Raw genomic sequence first — 20117 nt, 5'->3', positions numbered from 1 at the left:
CGCGGCGCCGGAGGCGTCACTTGGGGCCCAGGGCCGCGACGAGCCGGTCGGCCTGCTCGCGGAGGTCCCGGTGGGTGCTCGCCTGGGCGCGCTTCGCGTGGGTGAGCGCCTGGGCCTTGTCGCTGTCCGCCAGGGCCAGCGCCAGGTTGAGGTGGATGCCCGGGTCCTCCGGGTGATGCTTCAGCGCCTCGGTGAGGACGGCGCGCGCGGCGGCGGCACCGCCGGGGCGTGACAGGTGGAGCACCGCCAGGTCATTGGCGGCGCCGGCCTCGGACGGGGCGCTGGCGACGGCGGCCTCCAGCAGCTTCTGCGCCTCCGCGTCGTCACCCAGCTTGCGGCGCACCTTGGCCAGCGCCACGCGCACGGGCGCGGACTCCGGGGCCTTGGCGAGCGCCTCGCGGAGGATGCGGTCGGCGTCCTCGTCCTTGCCCGCCACGAAGGCGGAGATGCCGTGCAGGTAGATGGCGTCCGCGCTGTCGGGGAGCTGGAGGCGCAGCTCGATGGCGGCGCGCATCGCCGCTTCGGGCGCGCCGGCCATCAAGCACAGCGAGGCGAACTCCCGGAAGAGGGCCGTCTCCCGGGGGCTTCGCAGGATCGCCTGCCGGAGCGTGACGATGGCCGAGCCCACGTGCCCTTGCAGGAGCTGCACGCGCGCGGCGAGCTGGAGCGGCAGGTGCTCCGTCTTGCTGGCCTCCGCGGCCTCCTGATAGCGCCGCAGTGCCCGGTCCAACTGCTTGTCGCCCTGGAGCGCCATGCCCAGGTACGTCAGCGTCTGGGCGTTGCCGGGCTGCAGGGCCAGCGCGCGCTCCAGCTCCGGGATGGCGGCGGCGTACCGCTCATGCCCCAGCAAGGCCCGGCCGTGATTGACCACCTCGAAGAAGCCCGCCTTGGGCTGCGCGGCGAGCGCCGCCAGCAGGTCCAACTGGCGCGCATCACCGCGCTCCGCGTCCAGCCGGGCCAGGTGGCTCAGGGCCTCCGGGTGGGTGGGGTGCAGCGCCACCAGCTTCTGGAGCACCTCGCGCGCCGCGGGCTCGTCATGCTGGGCCAGCCGCAACCGCGCCAGCCCCAGCAGCGCGCTGGCATCCTTCGGGTCCTGTTCAAGGGCGCGCTCGAAGTCACGGGCCGCCTCCTTCAGCAGACCCTGCTTCATGAGACGCGCGGCGGAGGATGCCAGCTTGGAGACGGCCATGGCTCGGATTCTAGCGCGCTAGAACACCGACTCCCAGGCGTTCTTGATGCCGCCGCCCACATCGCCGACGAAGTCCGTCACGGCGTCCGCCGCGTTGGTGAACACCTCGCCCGCCGCGTCGGCCACGGCGCCGCCCGCGTTGATGGCGCCGTCCACCACGTTCTCCAGCACCTCGCCACCGGCGGCGGCGGCCGTCTCACCCACGGCCCTCAGCACGTTGCCGGGGTTGACGGAGCCTTCAATCTCCACGCCCAGGCCCAGGCCCGCGGTGGCCTCCACGCCGACGTCGAACTCCAGGTTGCCGTTCTCGATGCCGATGTTCGCGTGCGCGTCGCCGCTGACACCCGCGCTGGCGCTGGCGGTGATGCTGCCGGACGCGAGCGTGTTGTCCTCGTGCTTCAGCTCGATGGAGCCCGTCAGGCTCGCCTGCGCGCCCGCGAAGCCGGAGGCCGCGGCGTTGATGGACACGTTGCCGTCGGTGCCCACGTGCAGGTCCAGCTCGATGCTGCCCTCGGCGCCAATCTTGCCCAGCGCCTCCAGGTCCAGCTCGACGGAGTACTCCTCGCCGGCGATCTCGAACTCCACCGTCTTGGACGCCCCGGCGCCCGCCTCGATGAGGTTGGCCTCGATGTCGATGTCGACGCTCACGTCGATGCCCGACAGGCCGATGTCCGCGTCCACCTGCGCGTCGGCGGAGAAGGTGGGGCCCTGGACGTGGGCGCGCGTGTCGATGCCGCCGGGGCCGGTGCCGCTCACATCGGCGCGGGCGCCGCCGGCCGTGAAGCTGGACTGGCCGCTCAGCGCGCCCTGCCGGGGCTGCTCCACGGAACCGGACGCCTGGGTGTCGACGCGGGGGCCATTGCGTCCACCCTGACTGGGGGCCCGGTTGTCGCGAGCCGGCGGCGGGGGCGGCGGCGGAGGCGGCGGCTGCGGACGGTTGCCAATGCGGGGGGACATGGGAGCTCCGGCGGGAATCTGGGGCGCCCGGAAGGACGCCATCTGCTCCCATTTTCCGTGATCCGCGGCCGCAGTTGCTTGGCCCCTTCACTTTTTGAGAATCGGGGCTCGGATTTTTCTCGGGCCAGGTGAGTCTTTCACCCACCTCGGGCGTGGATGTAGCTCGTGGGCCCCGTCATGTGTCTCAGTGCGAATGAGACGCCGGGTCCGGGGGGCCTGGACTGCCAGCGAGTGGGTGCGGCCTCAGCCGGCGGACCGCGCGCAGCAGGAGCTCTTCATCGCGGGGGCTGGCCAGGAAGCCGCGCGCGCCGAGCAGCCGGGCCCGCTCGAAGCCTTCGTCATCCGAGCTGCCATGGACGATGAGGGCACCCTCGATGTGGACCTCTCCGGCCAGCAGTCCCTCCATGGACTGGAGGGGGGCGAGCACCACGTCCTCCGGCCCGGTGTGCAGCACGTCCAGGGGCGAGGCGATGCGGGCCTGGAAGCCATGGCGCCGGAGCAGCCGGGTGATGAGCACGGCGGTGACGGGAGGCCAGCCGTAGAGGAGCAGGGGACCTCCGGGCGCGGGCGCGGCCGGCGTGGGGGGCTCGGCCGGCGCTTCGATGCCATAGAGGCGGGCCAGCGCGCCATTCAGCGCCGCGTCGGCGGCGATGTGGGCCTCGACGCGGGGCATGCCGGACACGGCGCGGACGGCGTCCACGGCCTCGAGCGAGACAGGGGCGGGCAGCGCGATGTGGAGCACCTCCCGCTCACCCTGGTCCAGCAGCACCTTCTCGCGGCGCAGGGGCACCACCCGGTACTGCCGGGCGATGCGGGCGGGGATGTGGCCCAGCAGCGTGGCGTCCGGCGGGCTGCGCTCCAGGTCCACCGCGTCCACGCCGAGCTGCTCGGAGAGCCCGCGGAGCACGTCGGCCTCCGAGCAGAGGCCCTCGCGCACCAGCGCCCGCCCGAGCGGAACGTGCGCCTCGTGGTGATGCACCAGTCCCACCCGGAGCTGGGCGCGGTTGAGCACTCCCTGTTCCAGGAGAATCTCGCCGAGCGGACGTCGTGAGCCAGTCTCCATGAAGACATGAAGTCTTCACTCGACGCCCCGGCTGGCGAGAGACGGTGCGCCGTGCCCCCGCCCGGCCGCCTGCCTCCCGGCCGGCGCTCAGCCGCGTCCGGGGAAGTGCTGCGCGTAGGCCTCGGGCTTGAAGCCCACGAGGACGGTGTCCCCGGTGACGAGCACCGGGCGCTTCACGAGCTTTCCATCCGCGGCCAGCCACTGCACCAGCGCCGCGTCACTGGCGGCGTCGACCTTCTCCTTGCCGAGCGCGCGGTAGCTCTGGCCGCTGGTGTTGAGCCACTTGCGGACGGAGAGGCCGCTGCGGGCAATCCACTGCTTCAGCTCGGCCACGGTGGGCGGCATGTCGACGATGGGGCGCACCTGGTGGGCAACACCTTGTTCCTGCAACCACTTCAGCGCCTTCTTGCAGGTGCCGCAGCCTGAGTAGGAGAGTACGAGGACGTCTTTCGCCATGCGCGCGCTTGTAACAGGGCACCCGCGTCCCTCCCAGTGATGAGTCCCTGCCTGGGTCGCCCCGACCCTGTTTGCGAGCCGTCAGCGCCGCGTGTTACCCGCGAGGAAAATGAATGCCCTCCGTCCTCCGCGGCCGCTGTTCGCGTTGCCCCTCGTCCTGGTGCTCGCAGCCTGCTCGTCGGCGCCGGATGCGCGGCCCGCTCCCGAGGACGCGGGCGTGACGGATGGCGGCGCGGATTCGGGCACGCCGGACGGAGGCGCTGACGCGGGGAGTGACGGTGACGCGGGCAGTGACACCGACGCGGGCGCTCCGGACAGCGGCACCGATGCGGGAATCGACACCGACGCGGGCACGCCGGATGGAGGTCCGGTCATCGAGGTTCCGGAGGATGGCGGCACGGTCGTCACGGGGATTCTGACGGGGCAGCTCACGGTGGCGGGTTCGCCGTATCGGGTGGTGGGGGACTCGAACGGGGTCGTCACCATCCCCAGCGGGCATGTGCTGACGGTGGGGCCGGGCGTCATCCTGGACTTCCAGGGCCGGCCGGAGGTGACGGAGGCGGACGTGGATACGGACGCACCCGACAACGTGATGAACCACCAGGCGGGCCGGGTGGAGGTGCGCGTGTATGGCGCCATCCAGGTGCGCGGGACGGCGGACGCGCCCGTGTTGCTGACGTCCACCAACCCATATGGCTGGTGGGGGATGAACTTCTACGGCGCCAACTCGGTGGGCTCGGGCGATCCGGTGTTCGAGCACATGGTTTTCGAGAGGGTTCGCAAGAACCAGTACAACAGCGACCGGGATTGGACGCGCGGCGCGCTGTGGGTCTACTACCCGGGGCCGGTGACGATTACGGACTCGGTGTTCCGTGACAATGAATCCTCGGCCAACTGCGGCGCGTTGGACCTGATGTTCACCGACGGCTCTCGGGTGGAGGGCACGCTCTTCGAGCACAACCGCATCCGGGAGATTGACCGCTTCGCGCAGCCGGGCACCTTCTCCATGGCCGGAGGCGGGGCGGTGTGCATCACCCACGGCCGCAACACGGTGCTGCGCGACAACACGTTCCGGGGCAACGCCGTGGAGGCCTTCGGCGGCTCGCTGACGAGCGACCTCTGGGACCGGCCCATCCTCACGTGGCCCAACCCGGAAGGCATCTTCGACCTGGGGGGCGGCGCCGCCATCCACTACTTCCAGCCGGACAACGACCTGCTGGAGAACAACGTCTTCGAAGGCAACTTCATCCCATGGGGGCCCGGCGCGGCCGTCCAGTTGGAGGACATTGGCGGGTCGCGGACGCTCATCATTCGAGGCAACCGCTTCGTGAACAACCGAGGGGGCGCGGGCGGCGTCATCACCTGCAACCGCGGGTCGAACACCGGGGAGCTGGTCATCACCGGGGACAACGTCTTCACGGGCAACACGGTGAACGGGCAGCCGGCCACGAACATGACGGGCGACTGCGGCGTGGTGTCGCGGTAGCCCACCACGCGCCGCGTCTGCTCGTCGAAGAGGGGCTGCCGCTGAACCCCTCCTGGAGGTCCCGTGCCAGCCGCGCTCAGGAGGCGGCTGCGTCCTCCGTCAGCGCCTCCACCACGCGCCGGGCCGCCCGTCCCAGGGTGATGCCGGAGCGGTGGTGGAGCTGGGGTTGGAACGCGTGCGTGGCGCCGCCCGCCAGCTTCAGGGCCTTCAATTCGCCCCGGCGCAGCTCCCGGGACGCCATGTATTCGGGCAGCCACCCGAAGCCCAGCCCCTCCAGGATGGCGGCCTTCTTGGCCGCGAAGTCATTGAGATGCACCGTGGAGCGCGTCTCCAGCGCGCCGGTGCTGAGCTGGAGCCGCGGGTCCGAGCCGCGCACCGTGAGCACCAGGTGCTCGGCCAGCTCCGCGTCCTTCAGCGGCCCTCGCCGCCGGGCCAGTGGGTGCCCGCGGTGGGCCACCAGGATGGCCTTCAGCTCCGGCAGCCGGTACGTGCGCAGGCCCGGCACGGTGGGCGGCAGCAGCGTCACCATCAGGTCCGCCTCCTCGCGCACGAAGGCCGCCTCCACGCCGGACAGGAACTCCGCGGAGACGTGGAAGCGGGTGCTGGCGCCCTCGGCGCGCAATTCCTTCACCACGCGCAGCAGGGGCTCGGCGGGGAAGATGCCGTCGAAGACGATGCGCAGCGCGGGCTCCCACCCCGCGCGAATCTCCGCGCACGCGGCCTCCAGCTCGCGCTCGGCGGCCAGCAGCTTGCGGCAGTGCTCCAGGATCCGCTCCCCGGCCGGTGTCAGCCGCGTGCGGTAGCCGCGCCGGTCCAGCAAGGTCAGCTCCGTCTGCGTCTCCAGCGTGCGCAGCGCGTACATCACCGCCGTGTGCCCCTTGCGCAGCGCCTCCGCCGCGGCGGTGAAGGTGCCATGGCGGGCGAGGGCATCCAGGGCGCGGGCCTGCTCCAGCGTGACGTTCATGCCCGACATTGTGCAATCTCCTGACAGCCACGGGCACTTCTCTGTGCCTGCTTCACGCGCTCCCACCCCGCGCCGCCGCCGCGTGAGCCCTGACGCGGCGCGCCTTATGCTGGGTGTGCGGGCGGCCCTACAGTCACGCCGGGTGGGATGCTCCCAGAGCGTCCACTTCAACGGAGGGGTATATGACTGGAAGGCTGTCTTGGGCCCTTGCGGTGGTGTCTCTGCTGGCTTCCACGGGCGCGAGCGCGCAGGAGGAGGCGCAGGCGCTGGAGTCCTCCACTCAGCAGGCCGAGCGCGGCGGCCTGGAGCTCACGGTGGGCGTCGGCTTCCAGGTGGGGGCGGGCTACGTCTACCGGGACGGGGCGGGCCTGGACCGGCAGGTCCGTGACTTGAAGCTCAGCGACGCGGCCAATGGCGGCATCGCCTTCCTGCTGGAGGCGGGCTACCGCGTCAACTCGCGGTGGTACGTGGGCGCGTTCGGCCAGTACTCCCACGTGCTGACGAAGACCAACCCGTACACCTGCCCGGAGGGCTACGACTGCTCCACGTCGCAGCTCCGCTTCGGTCCCCACGTGCAGTACCACTTCGCGCCGGACGCCGCGTTCGACCCGTTCCTCGGGCTGGGCGTGGGCATGGTCCTCCTCAACAACAAGGTGTCCGGCCCCATCACCCAGCCCGCGCCCGGCACGGTTGAAATCGATGGCCAGACGCGCGGCCCCGAGTTCGTGAACGTGACTGTCGGCGGCAAGTGGCGGCTGTCGGACTCGCTGTCCTTCGGGCCGTACCTCACGGCCACCTACGCCCGCTACACCACGCGCAGCGGCACCACGACGGTGAACATCCCCGCCGTGAATCTCACGCAGGAGACGCCCCTGGAGCAGGTCGGCGACGGCCCGTATGGCTTGCTCATGCTCGGGGTTCGCGGGACCTGGAACCTCTAATCCAGAGTAGGCGGGTCTGTGTTTCACGCGCAGTCTCAAGTGACGCGGTGCCAACACGCCGCGTCACGTATTTCCCAACCCGGGACGTCATCGTTCGGGATTCTCAACGCCTGCTGGCTGCGTAGAGTGCGGGCAGAGCTTTCATCCCGAGGAGTCGCCCATGGATTGGTGTTGGCAGCGGTGGAGCGCGTGCGGAGTCCTGGGTGGATTGGCGCTGCTGAGTCTTCCCGGGACCTCGTTCGCGAAGGCGCCTCCGCTGCAGAGCACCACGAGCTGGGTGAGCCAGGTGGGCAGCCCGCTGGACGAGCTGGCGCAGGCGGTGACGACGTCGGGAGACGCCATCTACACGGCGGGCTACACCAGCGGGCAGTTCGGCCCGGAGCCCTCGGCGGGCGGGCAGGACGCCTACGTCTCCAGGTACGACGCCACCGGCGCGCTCCTGTGGACGCGGCAGCTCGGGACCTCCGAACATGACCGCGCGCTCGCGGTGTCCGCGGACGAGAACGGCAACGTCTACGTCGCGGGCTACACGTGGGGCAGCTTCAGCTTCTACGAGAACGCCGGAGGCACCGACCTGTTCGTGGCGAAGTACGACGCGAATGGCGTCTTCCAGTGGGTCCGGCAGTTCGGCACCGCCACGGATGACTTCGCCACGGGCATCGCCGCCACGCGGCAGGCGTCGCAGGACGCCGTCTTCGTCAGCGGCTACTCACTGGGCCGCTTCGACGGCACGGCGCCGCAAGGCAACTACGACGTGGTGGTGGCCAAGTTCGACACCGGGGGCAATCCCTACTGGCTGCGCCAGTTCGGCTCCACGCGCAGCGACGTGGCGCTGGGCGTGGCCGTGAGCCCCGCCGAGGATGTCTACGTCACCGGCTACACCTACGGCAGCCTGGACGGCGTGACGAACCCGGGCAACACCGTGGACCTCTTCCTGGCGAAGTACAGCGTCCAGGGCGAGCGTCAGTGGGTGCGTCAGCTCGGCTCCTCGCACGACGAGTTCGGCACCGGCGTCGCCGTGGCGGAGGACGGCGGCGTCTACGTGTCTGGCTATACGTCGGGCGCGCTCGAGGGGGGCGTCCGCCTGGGCTCCTATGACGCGGTGCTGGTGAAGTACGACACCGGCGGCAACTGGCATTGGGCGCGGCAGATGGGCACCGCGACCACGGACTACGCGCAGTCCGTGGCGGTGGGCGCGGATGGCCGCATCCACGTGGCGGGTTTCACCTCCGGCGCCATGGGCGGCGAGGTGTCGCTGGGCGGCACCGACATGTTCCTGGCCACGTATGACAGCCGTGGCGCGTGGCTGAACTTCCGGCAGGTGGGCTCCGCGTCCACGGACCGCGGCCAGGGCGTGGCCGCCGCGCGGGATGGCGCCGTGTACCTGGTCGGCTACACCTGGGGACAGGTGTCCAGCTTCCCCGGCGCCGGGGGCTACGACGCGGTGCTGTACCGCTTCCTGGACGGCGTCAACACGCCGGACGAGCCTGCGCCACAGCTGCCCCGCGGCGGCTCCAGGGGCCTCTGAGCCTCCGGCCGTCCAGCACGGGACATCGCGCGCGCAAGGCGCCTGGCCTCGCGCCCCGCCGCGCTACCCTCCGGCCATGAGCCAGCAGCCGGACCGCGAGGCGACGGCCCGCCACAAGCAAGCAGCCGCCGAGTGGGCGGTGGAGGGCTTCGTCCAGCCGGGCATGGTGGTGGGGCTGGGCACGGGCAGCACCGCGGCCTTCGCCGTCCAGCGACTGGCCACGCTGCTCGCGCAGGGGCGCCTGCGGGACGTCGTGGGCGTGCCGACCTCGCGTGCCACGGAGGCGCTGGCGCGCTCGCTGGGCGTGCCCGTGTCCACGTTGGAGGCGCACCCCGTGCTGGACGTCACCATCGACGGCGCGGACGAGGTGGCGCCGGACCTGTCCCTCATCAAGGGCGGAGGTGGCGCGCTGCTGCGAGAGAAAATCGTCGCGCAGGCCAGCGAGCGCGTCGTCATCGTGGTGGACGCGGGCAAGCTGTCGCCCGTGCTGGGCACGCGGTGGCCCGTGCCGGTGGAGGTGCTGTCCTTCGGCTGGCGCTCCCAGGCGCGCTTCCTGGAAGCCCTGGGCGCGCGCGTCACCGTGCGCGCCGACGCCCAGGGCGAGCCCTTCCGCACCGACCAGGGCAACCTCGTCTTCGACTGCGCCTTCGGCCCCATCGGCGCGCCCGCGCCGCTGGCGGTGCGCCTGGGCGCGCGCGCGGGCATCGTGGGCCACGGCCTGTTCCTGGACCTCGCCACGGACCTGGTCGTGGCCGGGCCACAGGGCGTGGAGCACCGCGCGCGGTGACGTCACTCCGGTGAGTCCGCACACCCGGAGTCCACCCGCACCCAGAAGACAAACAGCGGCAAGGTAGGCGGCTGTATGTTGGTATTTTCTGCATTCCTTGCATTCGCGGATGCGCGCCAGCAGTTCCAGCGCAATCCCGCAGCGCGCCTGGACGTCAGGGGGGCGTGGAGCAGCGCGCTAGAATCGTGACGGACCGTGTTGGTGGAGCGGGTACAATCGTCCGCCAGCCAGCACTTCAGAGGGGGCCCATCTGGGGGTGCCTGGTCCGAGGATGCCTTGCGTATGCGACTCTTCCGTTTCTTTGTTCCCGCCGCCTTGCTGCTGTCAGCAGTGTCGTGCTCCGGCAAGTCTTCGCAGGGGGCGCCTCCCGAAGTCGACGAGGCCTCCGCGACGCGTGTGCGCCGCATGACGCGTGCGGAGTACGACAACAGCATCAACGCCGTCCTCCCCACCACGCCTCCGCTGGTGATGACGTACGCCTTCGCGCCGGAGGACACCATCCTCGGGTTCTCCACCCACGACCGGCTGCAGGTCACGGCCCTGCTGGCGGACCAGATTGACGTGGCCGCCAACAACCTCGCGGAGTACGGCAAGAACCAGCTCCGCGCGGACTGGACGTGCTCGGCGGACGTGCCGGAGCTGGAGTGCGCGGAGCGCTTCATCCGCGGCATCGCCACGAAGGCCTACCGCCGGCCCGTCACCGACGAGGATGTCGCGGACCTCCTGGCGCTGTGGCAGGAGGCGCGCAAGGGGACGGACCCGGGCACCGCGGCCCGCGTGGTGCTGCAGGGCATCTTCTCCTCGGCGTCCTTCCTGTACCGCACCGAGCTGGGCGCGGAGGGCGCCGCCGCCAACACGGTGGTCCGGCTGACGCCGCACGAGGTCGCCGCCGCGCTGGCCTTCGCCATCACCGCCGGCCCCGCGGACGCGGAGCTGCTGGCCGCGGCCGAGGCGGGCCAGCTCGACTCGCCGGATGAGCGCGAGAAGCACGCCCGCCGGCTGCTGGCCACGCCCGCGGCGCAGAAGCACCTGTACCGCTTCGTCGAGGAGTGGCTGGGCATCACCGGCCAGGCCAACCTCACCAAGAACAACCAGGTGTTCCCGGCCTTCAGCGCGGCCTTCAAGGTCTCCAGCCAATCGGAGACGCGGGCCTTCATCAACCACATCCTGACGGAGCGCAACGGCTCCGTCCGGGAGCTGCTCGACGCGGACTACACCTACGCGGACGCGCGCATGGCGTACTTCTACGGCACGCAGCCCTCCATGCCGGACGGCACGCTGGGCCGGCTGCCCCTGCCGCCGGAGCGCGCCGGCATCCTCACCCACGCCAGCGTGCTGGCCACCTACGCGCTCTTCGACTCCAGCTCGCCCATCCGCCGCGGCAAGTTCATCATGCACCGCCTGCTGTGCCGCGAGGTGCCGCCGCCGCCGGCCACCATCTCCATCATCCCGCCGGAGCCGGTGCTGGACCGCACCACGCGCGAGCGCTTCGCCGCCCACACCAACAACCCGACCTGCGCCGGCTGCCACCGCACGCTGGACCCCATCGGCTTCGGCTTCGAGGACTTCGACGGCCTGGGCAAGCACCGCACGGAGGAGAACGGCCTGGCGGTGGACGCCTCCGGCGCCGTGGAGCTCGCCAGCGGCAGCGTCCCCTTCACGGGCGCCGCGGCGCTGGCCCGCGTGCTGGCCACCAGCGAGGACGTGGGCAACTGCGTCCCGCTCCAGCTCTTCCGCTTCGCCATGGGGCGTGACGAGTCCGCTGTCGATGAGCACATGCTGACCGACATGCGCGCCAGCTTCCGCGCCAACCCGGAGTGGCGGCTGGGCGACGCGCTCGTCGGCCTCGTGCGCTCTCCCTACTTCGTCCACCGGCGTACCTCTTCCCCCGAGTAGCCCCCATGCTCCGCGAACTCTCCCGACGCTCCCTGCTCCAGGCGCTGGCCGGCTCGACGGCGGCGCTCCCCCTGGCCAACCTGCTCGGCACCACGGACGCCTACGCCCAGGGCACCACGCCGCCGCTGCGCTTCATCGCCCTGTTCACCGCCCACGGCTGCCTCCCCGAGTACTGGAACCCCCAGGGCACGGAGTCGAGCTTCACGCTCGACTTCCCCAACTCCATGCTCGCGCCGCTCGAGCCACACAAGGACAAGCTCCTGGTGCTGGACGGCCTGGACTACCAGGTCCTCTACGAGCAGGGCCTGACGGGCCATGAGGGCGGCCCCGTCACCTTCCTCACAGGCAGCAAGGTCAACACCGGCAGCGGTGACCACCTGCCGGAGAGCGCCTCGCTGGACCAGGTGCTGGGCAACCACATCGGTGGCACCACGCGCTTCCGCTCCCTGCAGCTCAACGCCTGGGAGCAGTTCGGCGGCCAGCACGTCTACAACAGCATCAGCTTCACGGCGAACGGCTCGCGCGTGCCCTTCGAGCGCGACCCGGCCAACGTGTACCAGCGCCTCTTCGGTGAGGCGCCCTCGCCCACGGCCGACCCGGCGCAGGTGGAGGGCAACCGGCTGCGCCGCAAGAGCCTGCTGGACTTCCTGGTCAAGGACGCCATGCGCCTGCAGAGGCGGCTGGCGGGGGCCGAGCGCCAGAAGCTGGAGACGCACCTGGAGGCGCTCCGTGACATCGAGCGCCGCCTGGGCGCGCTGAGCCAGGATGACTCGACGCCCGCGCCCCGGATGCAGTCCGCGGACGCCGCGTGCGCGGCCGGCCTGTCGGTGCCGTCCTACGGCCTGGGCGGCCTGGGCAACCTCAACAACATGCCGGCGCTCACGCGGCTGCACATGGACCTCATCGCGCGCGCCTTCGCGTGTGACTTGACCCGCGTCGTCACCATGACGATTCCGGGGCCGTCCATGCCCTGGCTGAACATCCACGAGGACACGCACAACGACCTCGCCCACCTGCTGGACGTGCAGGAGGAGCCCCGCCGGTCGACCATCCGCGGGAAGATGGTGCAGGTGCAGCGCTGGTACGCCGAGCAGCTCGCCTACCTGATGACCCAGCTCGCCTCCATCCAGGAGGGCAGCGGCACCGCGCTGGACAACACGCTCATCCTCTGGGGCAACGAGCTGGGGGACGCGTCCGGCCACATGAACGTGCGCGTGCCCACCGTGCTCGCGGGCGGCGCGGGTGGCCGCTTCCGCATGGGCCGCTTCCTGCGCGTGCGCGCCGCGGGCTCCAACCCGCTGGGCGGCTGGCAGGGCCCTGGCCACACGCTCCAGGGCGCCGTGGCGCACAACAAGCTGCTGGTCTCCATTGCCCAGGCCTTCGGGCTGAATGTGAATACCTTCGGCAACGACAGGTACACCGGGGGGCTGTCGGGGCTCACCTGAGCGGCGCCCGGGCAGGCCGTCCAGGCCCCGGTGGAGGCGCGGTCCCTCCGCCGGGGCCTTCGTGTCTCCTCAGGGCGCGGCGGCCGTGCCCCGCCACCGGCGCAGCAGCTCGCTGGCGCTGCCGCCCCGGTCCATCCGGGCGTGCGTCACGGCGTTGGCCGCGTCCAGGTGGATGACGAAGGCCAGCGTGGGCTCGCCGCGCAGGTGGTAGCGCAGGTCGGCGATTCGCACCTTCCGGCCGCCCTGCGCATCCGGCTCCAGTTGGACGAGCGGGAAGCGCGCCCAGGCGAGCGCCTCGCGCACCGTGGGCACGGCCCGGACGTCCTCGGGCAGCGCGTTGGGGGCGGTCTCCACGCGCCGGGCCTCCGTGGGCGCGCCCGCCAGGGGGACGTCTCCCGCGGCGAAGACGTCCCCGGGCAGGGTGGCCACGTAGCGCCAGGTGCCCACGGCGAAGGGCTGGGGGAAGACGCGCACGGCCTGCGCGGCGGGGTAGGCCGCCTCCACCCGCTGCGTCAGCACGGCCCAGGTGGCCACGCGGAAGCCCACGTACGCGGCGGAGCACGCCGCGCCCCACAGCAGCGTCCGCCGCCACGCCTCGCGGCGGCGCCAGGCGAAGGCGGCCGCGGCGAGCAGCGGCAGCGTCACCCAGGGGTCCACCACCATCGTCCAGTCCAGGCTGAGGCGGCTGTCGGAGAAGGGCAGGAGCACCCGCGTGCCCCAGCCCGTCCACAAGTCCGGCAGCAGGTGCGCGAAGACGACAGAGGCCAGGCTGGTGAGGAACACGGGCGCCAGCCGCGCGCCGCGGAAGCAGGCGCGGGCGGCCAGCGTGGCGGTGAGCGCCACCAGCGGGGCGGCGACCAGCGCGTGGGACAGCCCCCGGTGGGCCTGGAGCGCCACCGTCACCGCGTCGCCGCGCGCCAGCAGGGTGTCCAGGTCCGGCAGCTCCGCCGCCAGCACCGACGCCACCAGCACCGCGCGGTCCGTGGGCGAGGCGCGCTCCGGGGCGCCGGGTCGCACGTCGGGCCTTCGCAGGGCGCCAATGGCGAGCCCGAGCAGTCCGTGGGTGAGGTTGTCCATGGCGGGGCTTCGTCTACCGCCCCCAGGGCCGCGTGGCCAGCGGCGGGGGAGGGGGCCCCCGCCCGGCCCCTGAAACGGCGAAGCGGGACGCCAGAGGATTCCCGGCGTCCCGCTCCTGAAGCTGCGTCACCGGGCCCGGCCCGGTGTCAGGCGGTGACTACCCGCCCAGCGCGCCGTTGATGAGCGGCGCGACAATCTGCATGCCCGGGTCCTCGGCGTTGTAGCCGTTGGCGGGCTCGTAGATGCGGATGCGCTGGTTGCCGTTGATCCACCGCGACAGGAACGTGTCCATGCCCACGAACTCGCTGTAGCACTTGTACGTCTGGCTCCACGGGAACTCCATGTACTCCCACCAGTGGCGCTTCTTCTCCATCTGCTGGCAGGCGTGCGCGCCGATGAAGGTGATGATGGTGCTGCAGTGGCTGGAGTTGATGGCGCGCTCGTGCGGGATGAAGTAGCTGAAGTTGTTGTACTTGTTCAGCTCCGTGACGAGCGCGTCCTGGTCCTGCTTCCAGTGGCCCAGCACGGACTCCTTGTCGTTGGGCGAGTGGAAGCGCTCATACGAGAAGCGCGAGTAGTTGTAGTCGCGCGTGTAGCCCGTGTAGGCGAGCTGGTCGTTGGGGAACTCCTGCGCCACCATGCGGTTGATGGTGCCGAAGTCGTTCTGGCTGAACGTGGCCGGCAGCAGCGAGAAGACGGAGTTCAGGTTCCACGACTGGCGAATCTTCTCGTGCAGCGCGCGCGAGCGGAAGTTCGCGTTGGGCGCCAGGAAGATGGGGCCGGAGTCGTTGAGCAGGTAGCCGCGCGCCGGGTTGATGGCCTTGCGCAGGAAGTAGTAGCCGGCCGCCGTCGCCGTGCCACCCGCGCTGTAGCCCGTCATCAGCATCTTCTGGACGTTGGGGAACTGCGTCTTCGCGTAGTTCGCCACCGCCAGCGTGTTGACGTAGCCGTTGTGGTGCCACGTCAGCGGCGGGTTCTGCCCCGTCGAGTCCACGTAGGTCGCCACGTTGTTGCCCACGTGCACGTCACCGGTGCAGTACGGCACGTAGACGATGTTCCAACCCTTGGTCACCAGGTCCGTCTTGCTGCGGCCCGGCAGGCCCGGGTCCGCGCCGTTGACGAGCGGCGACACGTACTTGGCCGTGAACTGGGTGATGTAGTCGTCGCCAATGCCGTTCGGGTTGGCGGCGCCCAGCAGGCCCGCGCGGCCGCTGCACGTGTCGTAATCCCAGCACGCGCCGCCGCCCTCGAACAGGAACATCAGGTTGGGCGAGCCCGTCCGGTGCACCCAGAACTTGAACTGGGAGCCATTGCCACACTTGGTACCCGGCAGCTCCACCTTCTGCCAGTTGTAGTTGTTGCCTCCGTCGACGAGCACGTCGACGATGCCGGACACGATGACCTCCGCGCCAGCGACAGCAGGCGCGAGCGCGGCGGCCGTGAGTCCAGCCAGCACCAGGTTCTTCATTCAGGGACCTCCGGGTTTAGTTGGAAAACCCGTGTATACAATGGCGTTGCATCAGAGTCAGGCGGTTTGTGGTTGTTTCATGTTTCCGACGAGGGGGCTGACGGGGTGCTGCGTTGCGCTATGGGTGTGCCGCGATGCGGCAAGATTTGTAATGCATTGCGCCATCTCGCGGAGGGAGGTTGCCGCCGCCACGTCGTGCGCGGTATTCGGGCGGCATGGCCGTGAATGCATGGAGGAAGGGCCTGCCCGGCCTTGTCGTGGCGTTGGGCCTGGTGGTGGCGGCGCTGGTGTATGCGCTCCGTCCGGACACGGCGCCGGTGACGCAGGAGGCCGCCGCCCGCGAGCCGGCCGCCGCGCCCTCGGCGCCGCAGGCCGTGGCGCGCACGCCGCCGCCTCCGCAGCGGGCCACGCCGCCCCCTCCGCCGCTGGATTTGACGCGGCCCCCCGAGCCCGAGCCCGACGACAACACGCCCAAGGTGCACCCGGTGGACCTGCAGGTGATTCGCGCGAAGCTGCCCGACAACCTCTACTGGCGGATGGCCGCGCCCACGCAGGACGCGGAGGAGCTGGAGCGCCGCGAAGCGGAGTCCCGCCGCTGGAACGAGCTCTACGGCAAGGTGCTGTCCGCGGACGCCACGGTGGAGCAGATTCATGAGTACTACGGGCACCGGCGCAAGGTGTCCCAGGACTTCATCACCTTCTCCACGGAGGTGCTGGCCCGGTTCGGTGACGTGATGCCGGAGCGGGACCGGGGCCTGTACGAGCTGAGCATCAACATGCACCGCACGCGGCTGGCGGAGCTGCCGGCGCAGGAGCAGGACGCGCTCCAGCGCCGGGAAGCCCAGGAGCGCCGCCGCGAGGCCTGGCGCCAGGGCCAGCAGGTGCCCTGAGCCTCAGTCCCGGAGGGGCGGGGCAGTGTCCAGCCGTGGACACTGTCCCGGCTGGCGCGTCGCTCGTGGCGGGGCGCGCACCCGCGCCAGGGAGAATGTTGGCTGCCGTGCAGATTTCTGGCGCGTGACAGTGGGGCGGGCGCTGCGGAAGTGTTAATCGGCAGGGACATCGCCTTGGCCCGTTCTCACACCGACCGCTTGGACGCACATTCGACCGGACAGGACCCAGGTGGCGCCGGCCACGACGGGTCGGACGCCAGCGGGCTGGATACCGCCCTGCTGGACCAGATGCCGGAAGCGGTCGTGGTCTGCTCGCTGGACGCGGTGTGTGTCCACGTGAATCCCATGATGGAGCGGCACCTGGGCCGGCCCCGGCAGGACGCGCTCGGCCGGGTGCTCTGGGAGCTGAACTCCGAATGGACGGAGCGCGCCTTCCAGGAGCGCTTCCACCAGGTGGCGCGGACGGGCGAGGCCTCGGAGCTCGAATGTCACAGCGCCGCCCAGGACCGCTGGTTCGTGATGCGGCTGTTTCGCGTCCACGCGCGCGTCGTGCTGACCTCGCGTGAAATCACCGCGGAGAAGAAGCAGGAGGCCACGCTCCGGGCCCTCTACGACGAGATGCGCCGGGCGCAGCGGCACGCGGCCTTCCTGGCCCAGGCCAGCGAGGTGCTGGCGTCCTCGCTGGAGCACGACCTCATCCTCCAGCGCATGGCCCACCTGGCCGTCCCCATCCTGGCGGATGCGTGCTCGGTGGACCTGCCCACGCCGGACGGCCAGGTGCGCCGCGCCGCCGTGGCCTTCTCCAAGCCGGAGCTGGCGGCCCCGGCGCACGACTTCCAGACGCGCTTTCCCATCCGCCTGGAGGACCCGGGCGGCATCGGCAAGGTGCTGCGCACCGGCATCACCGAGTTCACCCCCGACTTCGCGGCCACGCTCGCCGCCTCGCGGGGCGGAGACCCGGTGTACCGCCAGGCCGTGGAGGCGCTGGGCATCAGCGCGTTCATCATCGTCCCGCTCATCAGCCGGGGCCGGGTGCTGGGCGCGCTCACGCTGCTCAACTCGGAGTCCCGGCGCCGGTACACCGAGGCGGACGTGCGGCTGGCGGAGGACCTGGCCCGCCGCGCCGCCACCTCGCTGGACAACGGCCGGCTCTACACGGAAGCGCAGGAGGCGGTGCGCGCCCGGGACTCCTTCCTGTCGGTGGCCTCCCACGAGCTCAACACGCCGCTCACCTCGCTGACGCTCAACATCCAGGCGCTGCGGCGGGACATGGAGCCGCGCGCCGGCGGCGCCGCCTCCCCGGAGGCGCTGTCGGCGAAGGTGGTGGCCGTGCAGCGGCAGGTCTCCCGCCTGTCCAGCCTGGTGCGCGAGCTGCTGGACGTGTCCCGCATCACCGCGGGGCGGCTGCGGCTGGAGCGAGAGGACCTGGACCTGGCCGCGCTCACCCGCGAGGTCGTGCCCCGCTTCTCGGAGGACCTGGCGCGCGCCGGCTGCGAGCTGCGCCTGGACGCGCGCGGCCCCGCCACCGGCCACTGGGACCGGCTGCGGCTGGAGCAGGTGCTCCAGAATCTGCTCTCCAACGCCATCAAGTACGGCCGGGGCCGCCCCATTGAGGTGCGGGTGGAGGCGGATGACGCCCGGGCCTGGCTGACGGTGAAGGACCAGGGCGTGGGCATCCCGCCGGAGGGGCACGCGCGCCTCTTCCAGCGCTTCGAGCGGCTGGCCAGCGAGCGGCACTACGGCGGGCTGGGGCTGGGGCTGTGGATCGTGAAGCAGATTGTCGACGCCATGGAGGGCCGCATCCGGGTGGAGAGCGAGCCCGGCCAGGGGTCCACCTTCACCGTGGAGCTGCCTCGCCAGCGGGCGTGACGAGGTGCGAGCGCACGCCCGAGGACACCACCCAGAGCTGATGGGAGGTGCGCGTCACCGCCACGTGCAGGCGGCGGCGGGACTCGTCGTCCACCGGGTAGGCCCGCGCCGTCGCGTCCGGGAGGATGACGTAGTCGAACTCCAGGCCCTTCACGCTGCCCACGTCGGTGACGTCCACGCCGGGCTCGAAGGTGAACTCGCCGTCGCTCACCAGCCGCGCCCAGGGCTGGTCGGCGACGACGCGGTGGATGGCCTGCGCGGCCTCCGGGCTGCTGGCGATGACTCCCACGGACGCGTGGGGCTCGCGCGCGGCCAGGTCCCGCAGCGCCTCGCCGATGAAGAGCTGGGCCTGGGCCTCGTCCGGGAAGTGGTGGAAGCCCACCGGGGCGCCCGCGCGGCCGGTGACGGCGGCCTCCGGGGCCTGCGCGCCCAGCACCTGCCGCGCCAGCTCCACCACGGGCCGGGGGCAGCGGTACGACACCTGGAGCCGGCAGGTGGCGGCGTCGCGGATGTCCAACTCGTTGAGCACGGCGGGCCAGCCCGCGAAGCCCGCGTCCGTCTGCTGCATCTCGTCGCCCGCCAGCGTGCAGCTCCTGCCCTTGCCCAAAAGCTGCCGGACGGCGAACAGCTCGAAGAGGGAGAAGTCCTCGGCCTCGTCCAGCACCACGTGCGCCAGCCGCTCCAGGCCCAGCGAGGTGTGCTGCGCCTTGAGGAACATCAGGACGGGCAGGTCATCCAGGTCCACCGTGCCGGCCATGGCGTCCGGGGTGTCGTCTTCAATGGCGCGCCCGTCCACGGTGACGAGCCGCTCCGCGTCGGTGATGTCCCTGAACGCCTTGGACAGCGGCGTGGCGAGCTGCAGGCGCGTGTGCTCCAGCGTCTCGTCAATGGCGGTGCGGGGAAGCTCGCCCCTGGCGGCCGTCACGACGCTCTCCAGGAAGCGCCGGTCCATGTACGCGTCCGCCATCCGCGTGCGCAGGCGCTCCAGGGTGGTGCCCGCGTCTGACTTCGGCACGCCCACGCGGGCGGCCAGCGCGCGCCGCAGGGCGGGGTGGCGCTTGAGGCGGGACACCAGGGGCGGCGTGTCATGCCACAGCTTGATGCCCGGGAGGTTGAAGGCGGAGCGCGCGGTGGCCAGCAGCCACGCGTCCCGCGTCTGCACCGCCACGTTGCCCAGGCCCAGCGGCGCCAGCAGCCGGCGGGACAGCCGCGCCAGCCCCTCCTCCGGGACGATGAGCTTCATGCGCGCCTGGGGGAACTTCCGCGGGTCGTCGAAGGCCAGCTTCGCCAGCCGGTGCAGCGCCACCGTCGTCTTCCCGCTGCCCGCGCTGCCCAGCACCAGCAGCGGCCGGTCCGGTCCGGTGCTGAGGGCCTCGTACTGCTCGGCGTCCAGCATGGCGGTGACGCCGAAGGCATCCTCGATGCGCCGCGCGCCCTTGCCCGTGCCCAGGAACTCCGGCCGCGCCGCCGTGCCCGCGCCGCCCGACTGGAGCGTGGCGAAGTCGCGGCTCACGCTGTGCCAGGTGCCATCCGCGGCGCGCTCCAGCACCAGCGCGCCGGAGATGATGCGCGTCAGCACGCCGCGCTCGATGATGACCAGCCGGCGCGTCTCCACGCTGCCCTCGGCGAGCCGCTCCCCGAAGTACTCCTCGTAGTCGTCGCCTTCCTCGTAGCAATAGAAGACACGGGCCACGGGGGCGAAGCGCCAGTCAATCACGCGCACCCCGGCGCCCACGTCCGCGAAGGTGGTGCGGCCCAGCAAGTAGTCACGCGGGCCGCCGTCGCCATTGAGGCGCAGGTGCGCGAAGTAGGGCGCCTGGGGGTCCGGCAGCTTCACGCGCTCCTGGCGCTCCATGAGCGAGCGCATCTGGTTCATCTGCGCGAAGAGGTGCGGCAGGTCCGCCACGGCCGCGGTGGAAGCGTCGTCGCGCAGGACCTGCAACTGGGCGACAAGTCCTTGCGCGTCCTGTCCGTGCGCGGACTTGCGCCGCGCCACTTCCAGCGTGGACTGAACACGGGCCAGCAAGGCCTCTTCCTCGGCGATGATGGCGCGGGCATGGTCCGGCAGCGACGCCTCGACATGGCTCATGCGCGGCAAGGT

Annotated in this window: 16 protein-coding genes; 8 read left to right on the top strand and 8 right to left on the bottom strand. The window is 71.4% G+C overall.

All coding sequences use genetic code 11. The features are described from left to right. Positions 1-16 precede the first annotated feature (16 nt). From MYMAC_RS26710 to MYMAC_RS26695, 4 genes are all read right to left on the bottom strand, one after another. On the bottom strand, positions 17-1189 hold the full coding sequence (locus tag MYMAC_RS26710) for a tetratricopeptide repeat protein (RefSeq protein WP_095960129.1): 1173 nt from the start codon (positions 1187-1189) through the stop codon (positions 17-19). 18 nt (positions 1190-1207) lie between these two features. Further along, positions 1208-2146, bottom strand: a complete 939-nt coding sequence (locus tag MYMAC_RS26705) for a Circumsporozoite protein (protein ID WP_239989035.1) — start codon at positions 2144-2146, stop codon at positions 1208-1210. A 184-nt stretch (positions 2147-2330) separates the two neighbouring features. Then, positions 2331-3158: a GspE/PulE/PilB domain-containing protein gene (locus MYMAC_RS26700; RefSeq protein WP_013941950.1), complete on the bottom strand. Its 828-nt coding sequence runs from the start codon at positions 3156-3158 to the stop codon at positions 2331-2333. Positions 3159-3296: 138 nt separating this feature from the next. Next, positions 3297-3665: an arsenate reductase family protein gene (locus MYMAC_RS26695; protein ID WP_095960127.1), complete on the bottom strand. Its 369-nt coding sequence runs from the start codon at positions 3663-3665 to the stop codon at positions 3297-3299. Positions 3666-3774: 109 nt separating this feature from the next. On the opposite strand from MYMAC_RS26695, the gene MYMAC_RS26690 reads away from it, so the two are divergent. Continuing rightward, complete coding sequence (locus MYMAC_RS26690) at positions 3775-5151, top strand: right-handed parallel beta-helix repeat-containing protein (protein WP_095960126.1); 1377 nt, start codon at positions 3775-3777, stop codon at positions 5149-5151. 76 nt (positions 5152-5227) lie between these two features. Here MYMAC_RS26690 and MYMAC_RS26685 read toward each other — a convergent pair whose 3' ends face one another. Continuing rightward, the gene (locus tag MYMAC_RS26685; RefSeq protein WP_095960125.1) at positions 5228-6124 is read right to left on the bottom strand and encodes a LysR family transcriptional regulator; all 897 of its coding nucleotides are present in this window, start codon (positions 6122-6124) and stop codon (positions 5228-5230) included. Between the two features lie 206 nt (positions 6125-6330). Here MYMAC_RS26685 and MYMAC_RS26680 point away from each other — a divergent pair, with 206 nt between their 5' ends. The 5 genes from MYMAC_RS26680 (at position 6331) to MYMAC_RS26660 (ending at position 12712) form a co-directional block, all read left to right on the top strand. Next, positions 6331-7056: an outer membrane beta-barrel protein gene (locus MYMAC_RS26680; protein WP_239989034.1), complete on the top strand. Its 726-nt coding sequence runs from the start codon at positions 6331-6333 to the stop codon at positions 7054-7056. A gap of 160 nt (positions 7057-7216) precedes the next feature. After that, entirely contained in the window at positions 7217-8584 is a 1368-nt protein-coding gene (locus MYMAC_RS26675; RefSeq protein ID WP_239989033.1) for an SBBP repeat-containing protein, read from the top strand. Between the two features lie 76 nt (positions 8585-8660). Next, positions 8661-9371, top strand: coding sequence for a ribose-5-phosphate isomerase RpiA (gene rpiA / locus MYMAC_RS26670; RefSeq protein WP_095960123.1), 711 nt, complete (start codon positions 8661-8663; stop codon positions 9369-9371). A gap of 195 nt (positions 9372-9566) precedes the next feature. After that, a complete protein-coding gene (locus tag MYMAC_RS26665; RefSeq protein WP_095960122.1) occupies positions 9567-11267 on the top strand; it encodes a DUF1592 domain-containing protein in 1701 nt (566 codons plus the stop codon). Positions 11268-11272: 5 nt separating this feature from the next. Further along, positions 11273-12712, top strand: coding sequence for a DUF1552 domain-containing protein (locus MYMAC_RS26660; protein WP_095960121.1), 1440 nt, complete (start codon positions 11273-11275; stop codon positions 12710-12712). 69 nt (positions 12713-12781) lie between these two features. Here MYMAC_RS26660 and MYMAC_RS26655 read toward each other — a convergent pair whose 3' ends face one another. Continuing rightward, on the bottom strand, positions 12782-13789 hold the full coding sequence (locus tag MYMAC_RS26655; RefSeq protein ID WP_095960120.1) for a metal-dependent hydrolase: 1008 nt from the start codon (positions 13787-13789) through the stop codon (positions 12782-12784). Positions 13790-13946: 157 nt separating this feature from the next. Beyond that, on the bottom strand, positions 13947-15257 hold the full coding sequence (locus MYMAC_RS26650; protein WP_095960119.1) for a pectin acetylesterase-family hydrolase: 1311 nt from the start codon (positions 15255-15257) through the stop codon (positions 13947-13949). A gap of 215 nt (positions 15258-15472) precedes the next feature. Between MYMAC_RS26650 and MYMAC_RS26645 the strand changes: the two genes are divergently transcribed. Beyond that, positions 15473-16147 carry a hypothetical protein gene (locus MYMAC_RS26645; RefSeq protein ID WP_170114776.1) on the top strand — a complete coding sequence of 225 codons (675 nt, stop codon included), beginning with the start codon at positions 15473-15475 and terminating at the stop codon, positions 16145-16147. 174 nt (positions 16148-16321) lie between these two features. Next, positions 16322-18016 carry an ATP-binding protein gene (locus tag MYMAC_RS26640; protein ID WP_204816963.1) on the top strand — a complete coding sequence of 565 codons (1695 nt, stop codon included), beginning with the start codon at positions 16322-16324 and terminating at the stop codon, positions 18014-18016. Here the strand turns inward: MYMAC_RS26640 and MYMAC_RS26635 are convergent. After that, a complete protein-coding gene (locus MYMAC_RS26635; protein ID WP_013941937.1) occupies positions 17985-20105 on the bottom strand; it encodes an ATP-binding domain-containing protein in 2121 nt (706 codons plus the stop codon). The two genes, MYMAC_RS26640 and MYMAC_RS26635, sit on opposite strands and share 32 nt — an antisense overlap. Between the last annotated feature and the right edge of the window lie 12 nt (positions 20106-20117).

Origin of the sequence: Corallococcus macrosporus DSM 14697, from assembly GCF_002305895.1 — a bacterium.
GTDB lineage: Bacteria > Myxococcota > Myxococcia > Myxococcales > Myxococcaceae > Myxococcus > Myxococcus macrosporus.
The sequence above is the reverse complement of the archived record's forward strand: the minus strand, read 5'-3'. Positions and strand labels throughout refer to the sequence as shown.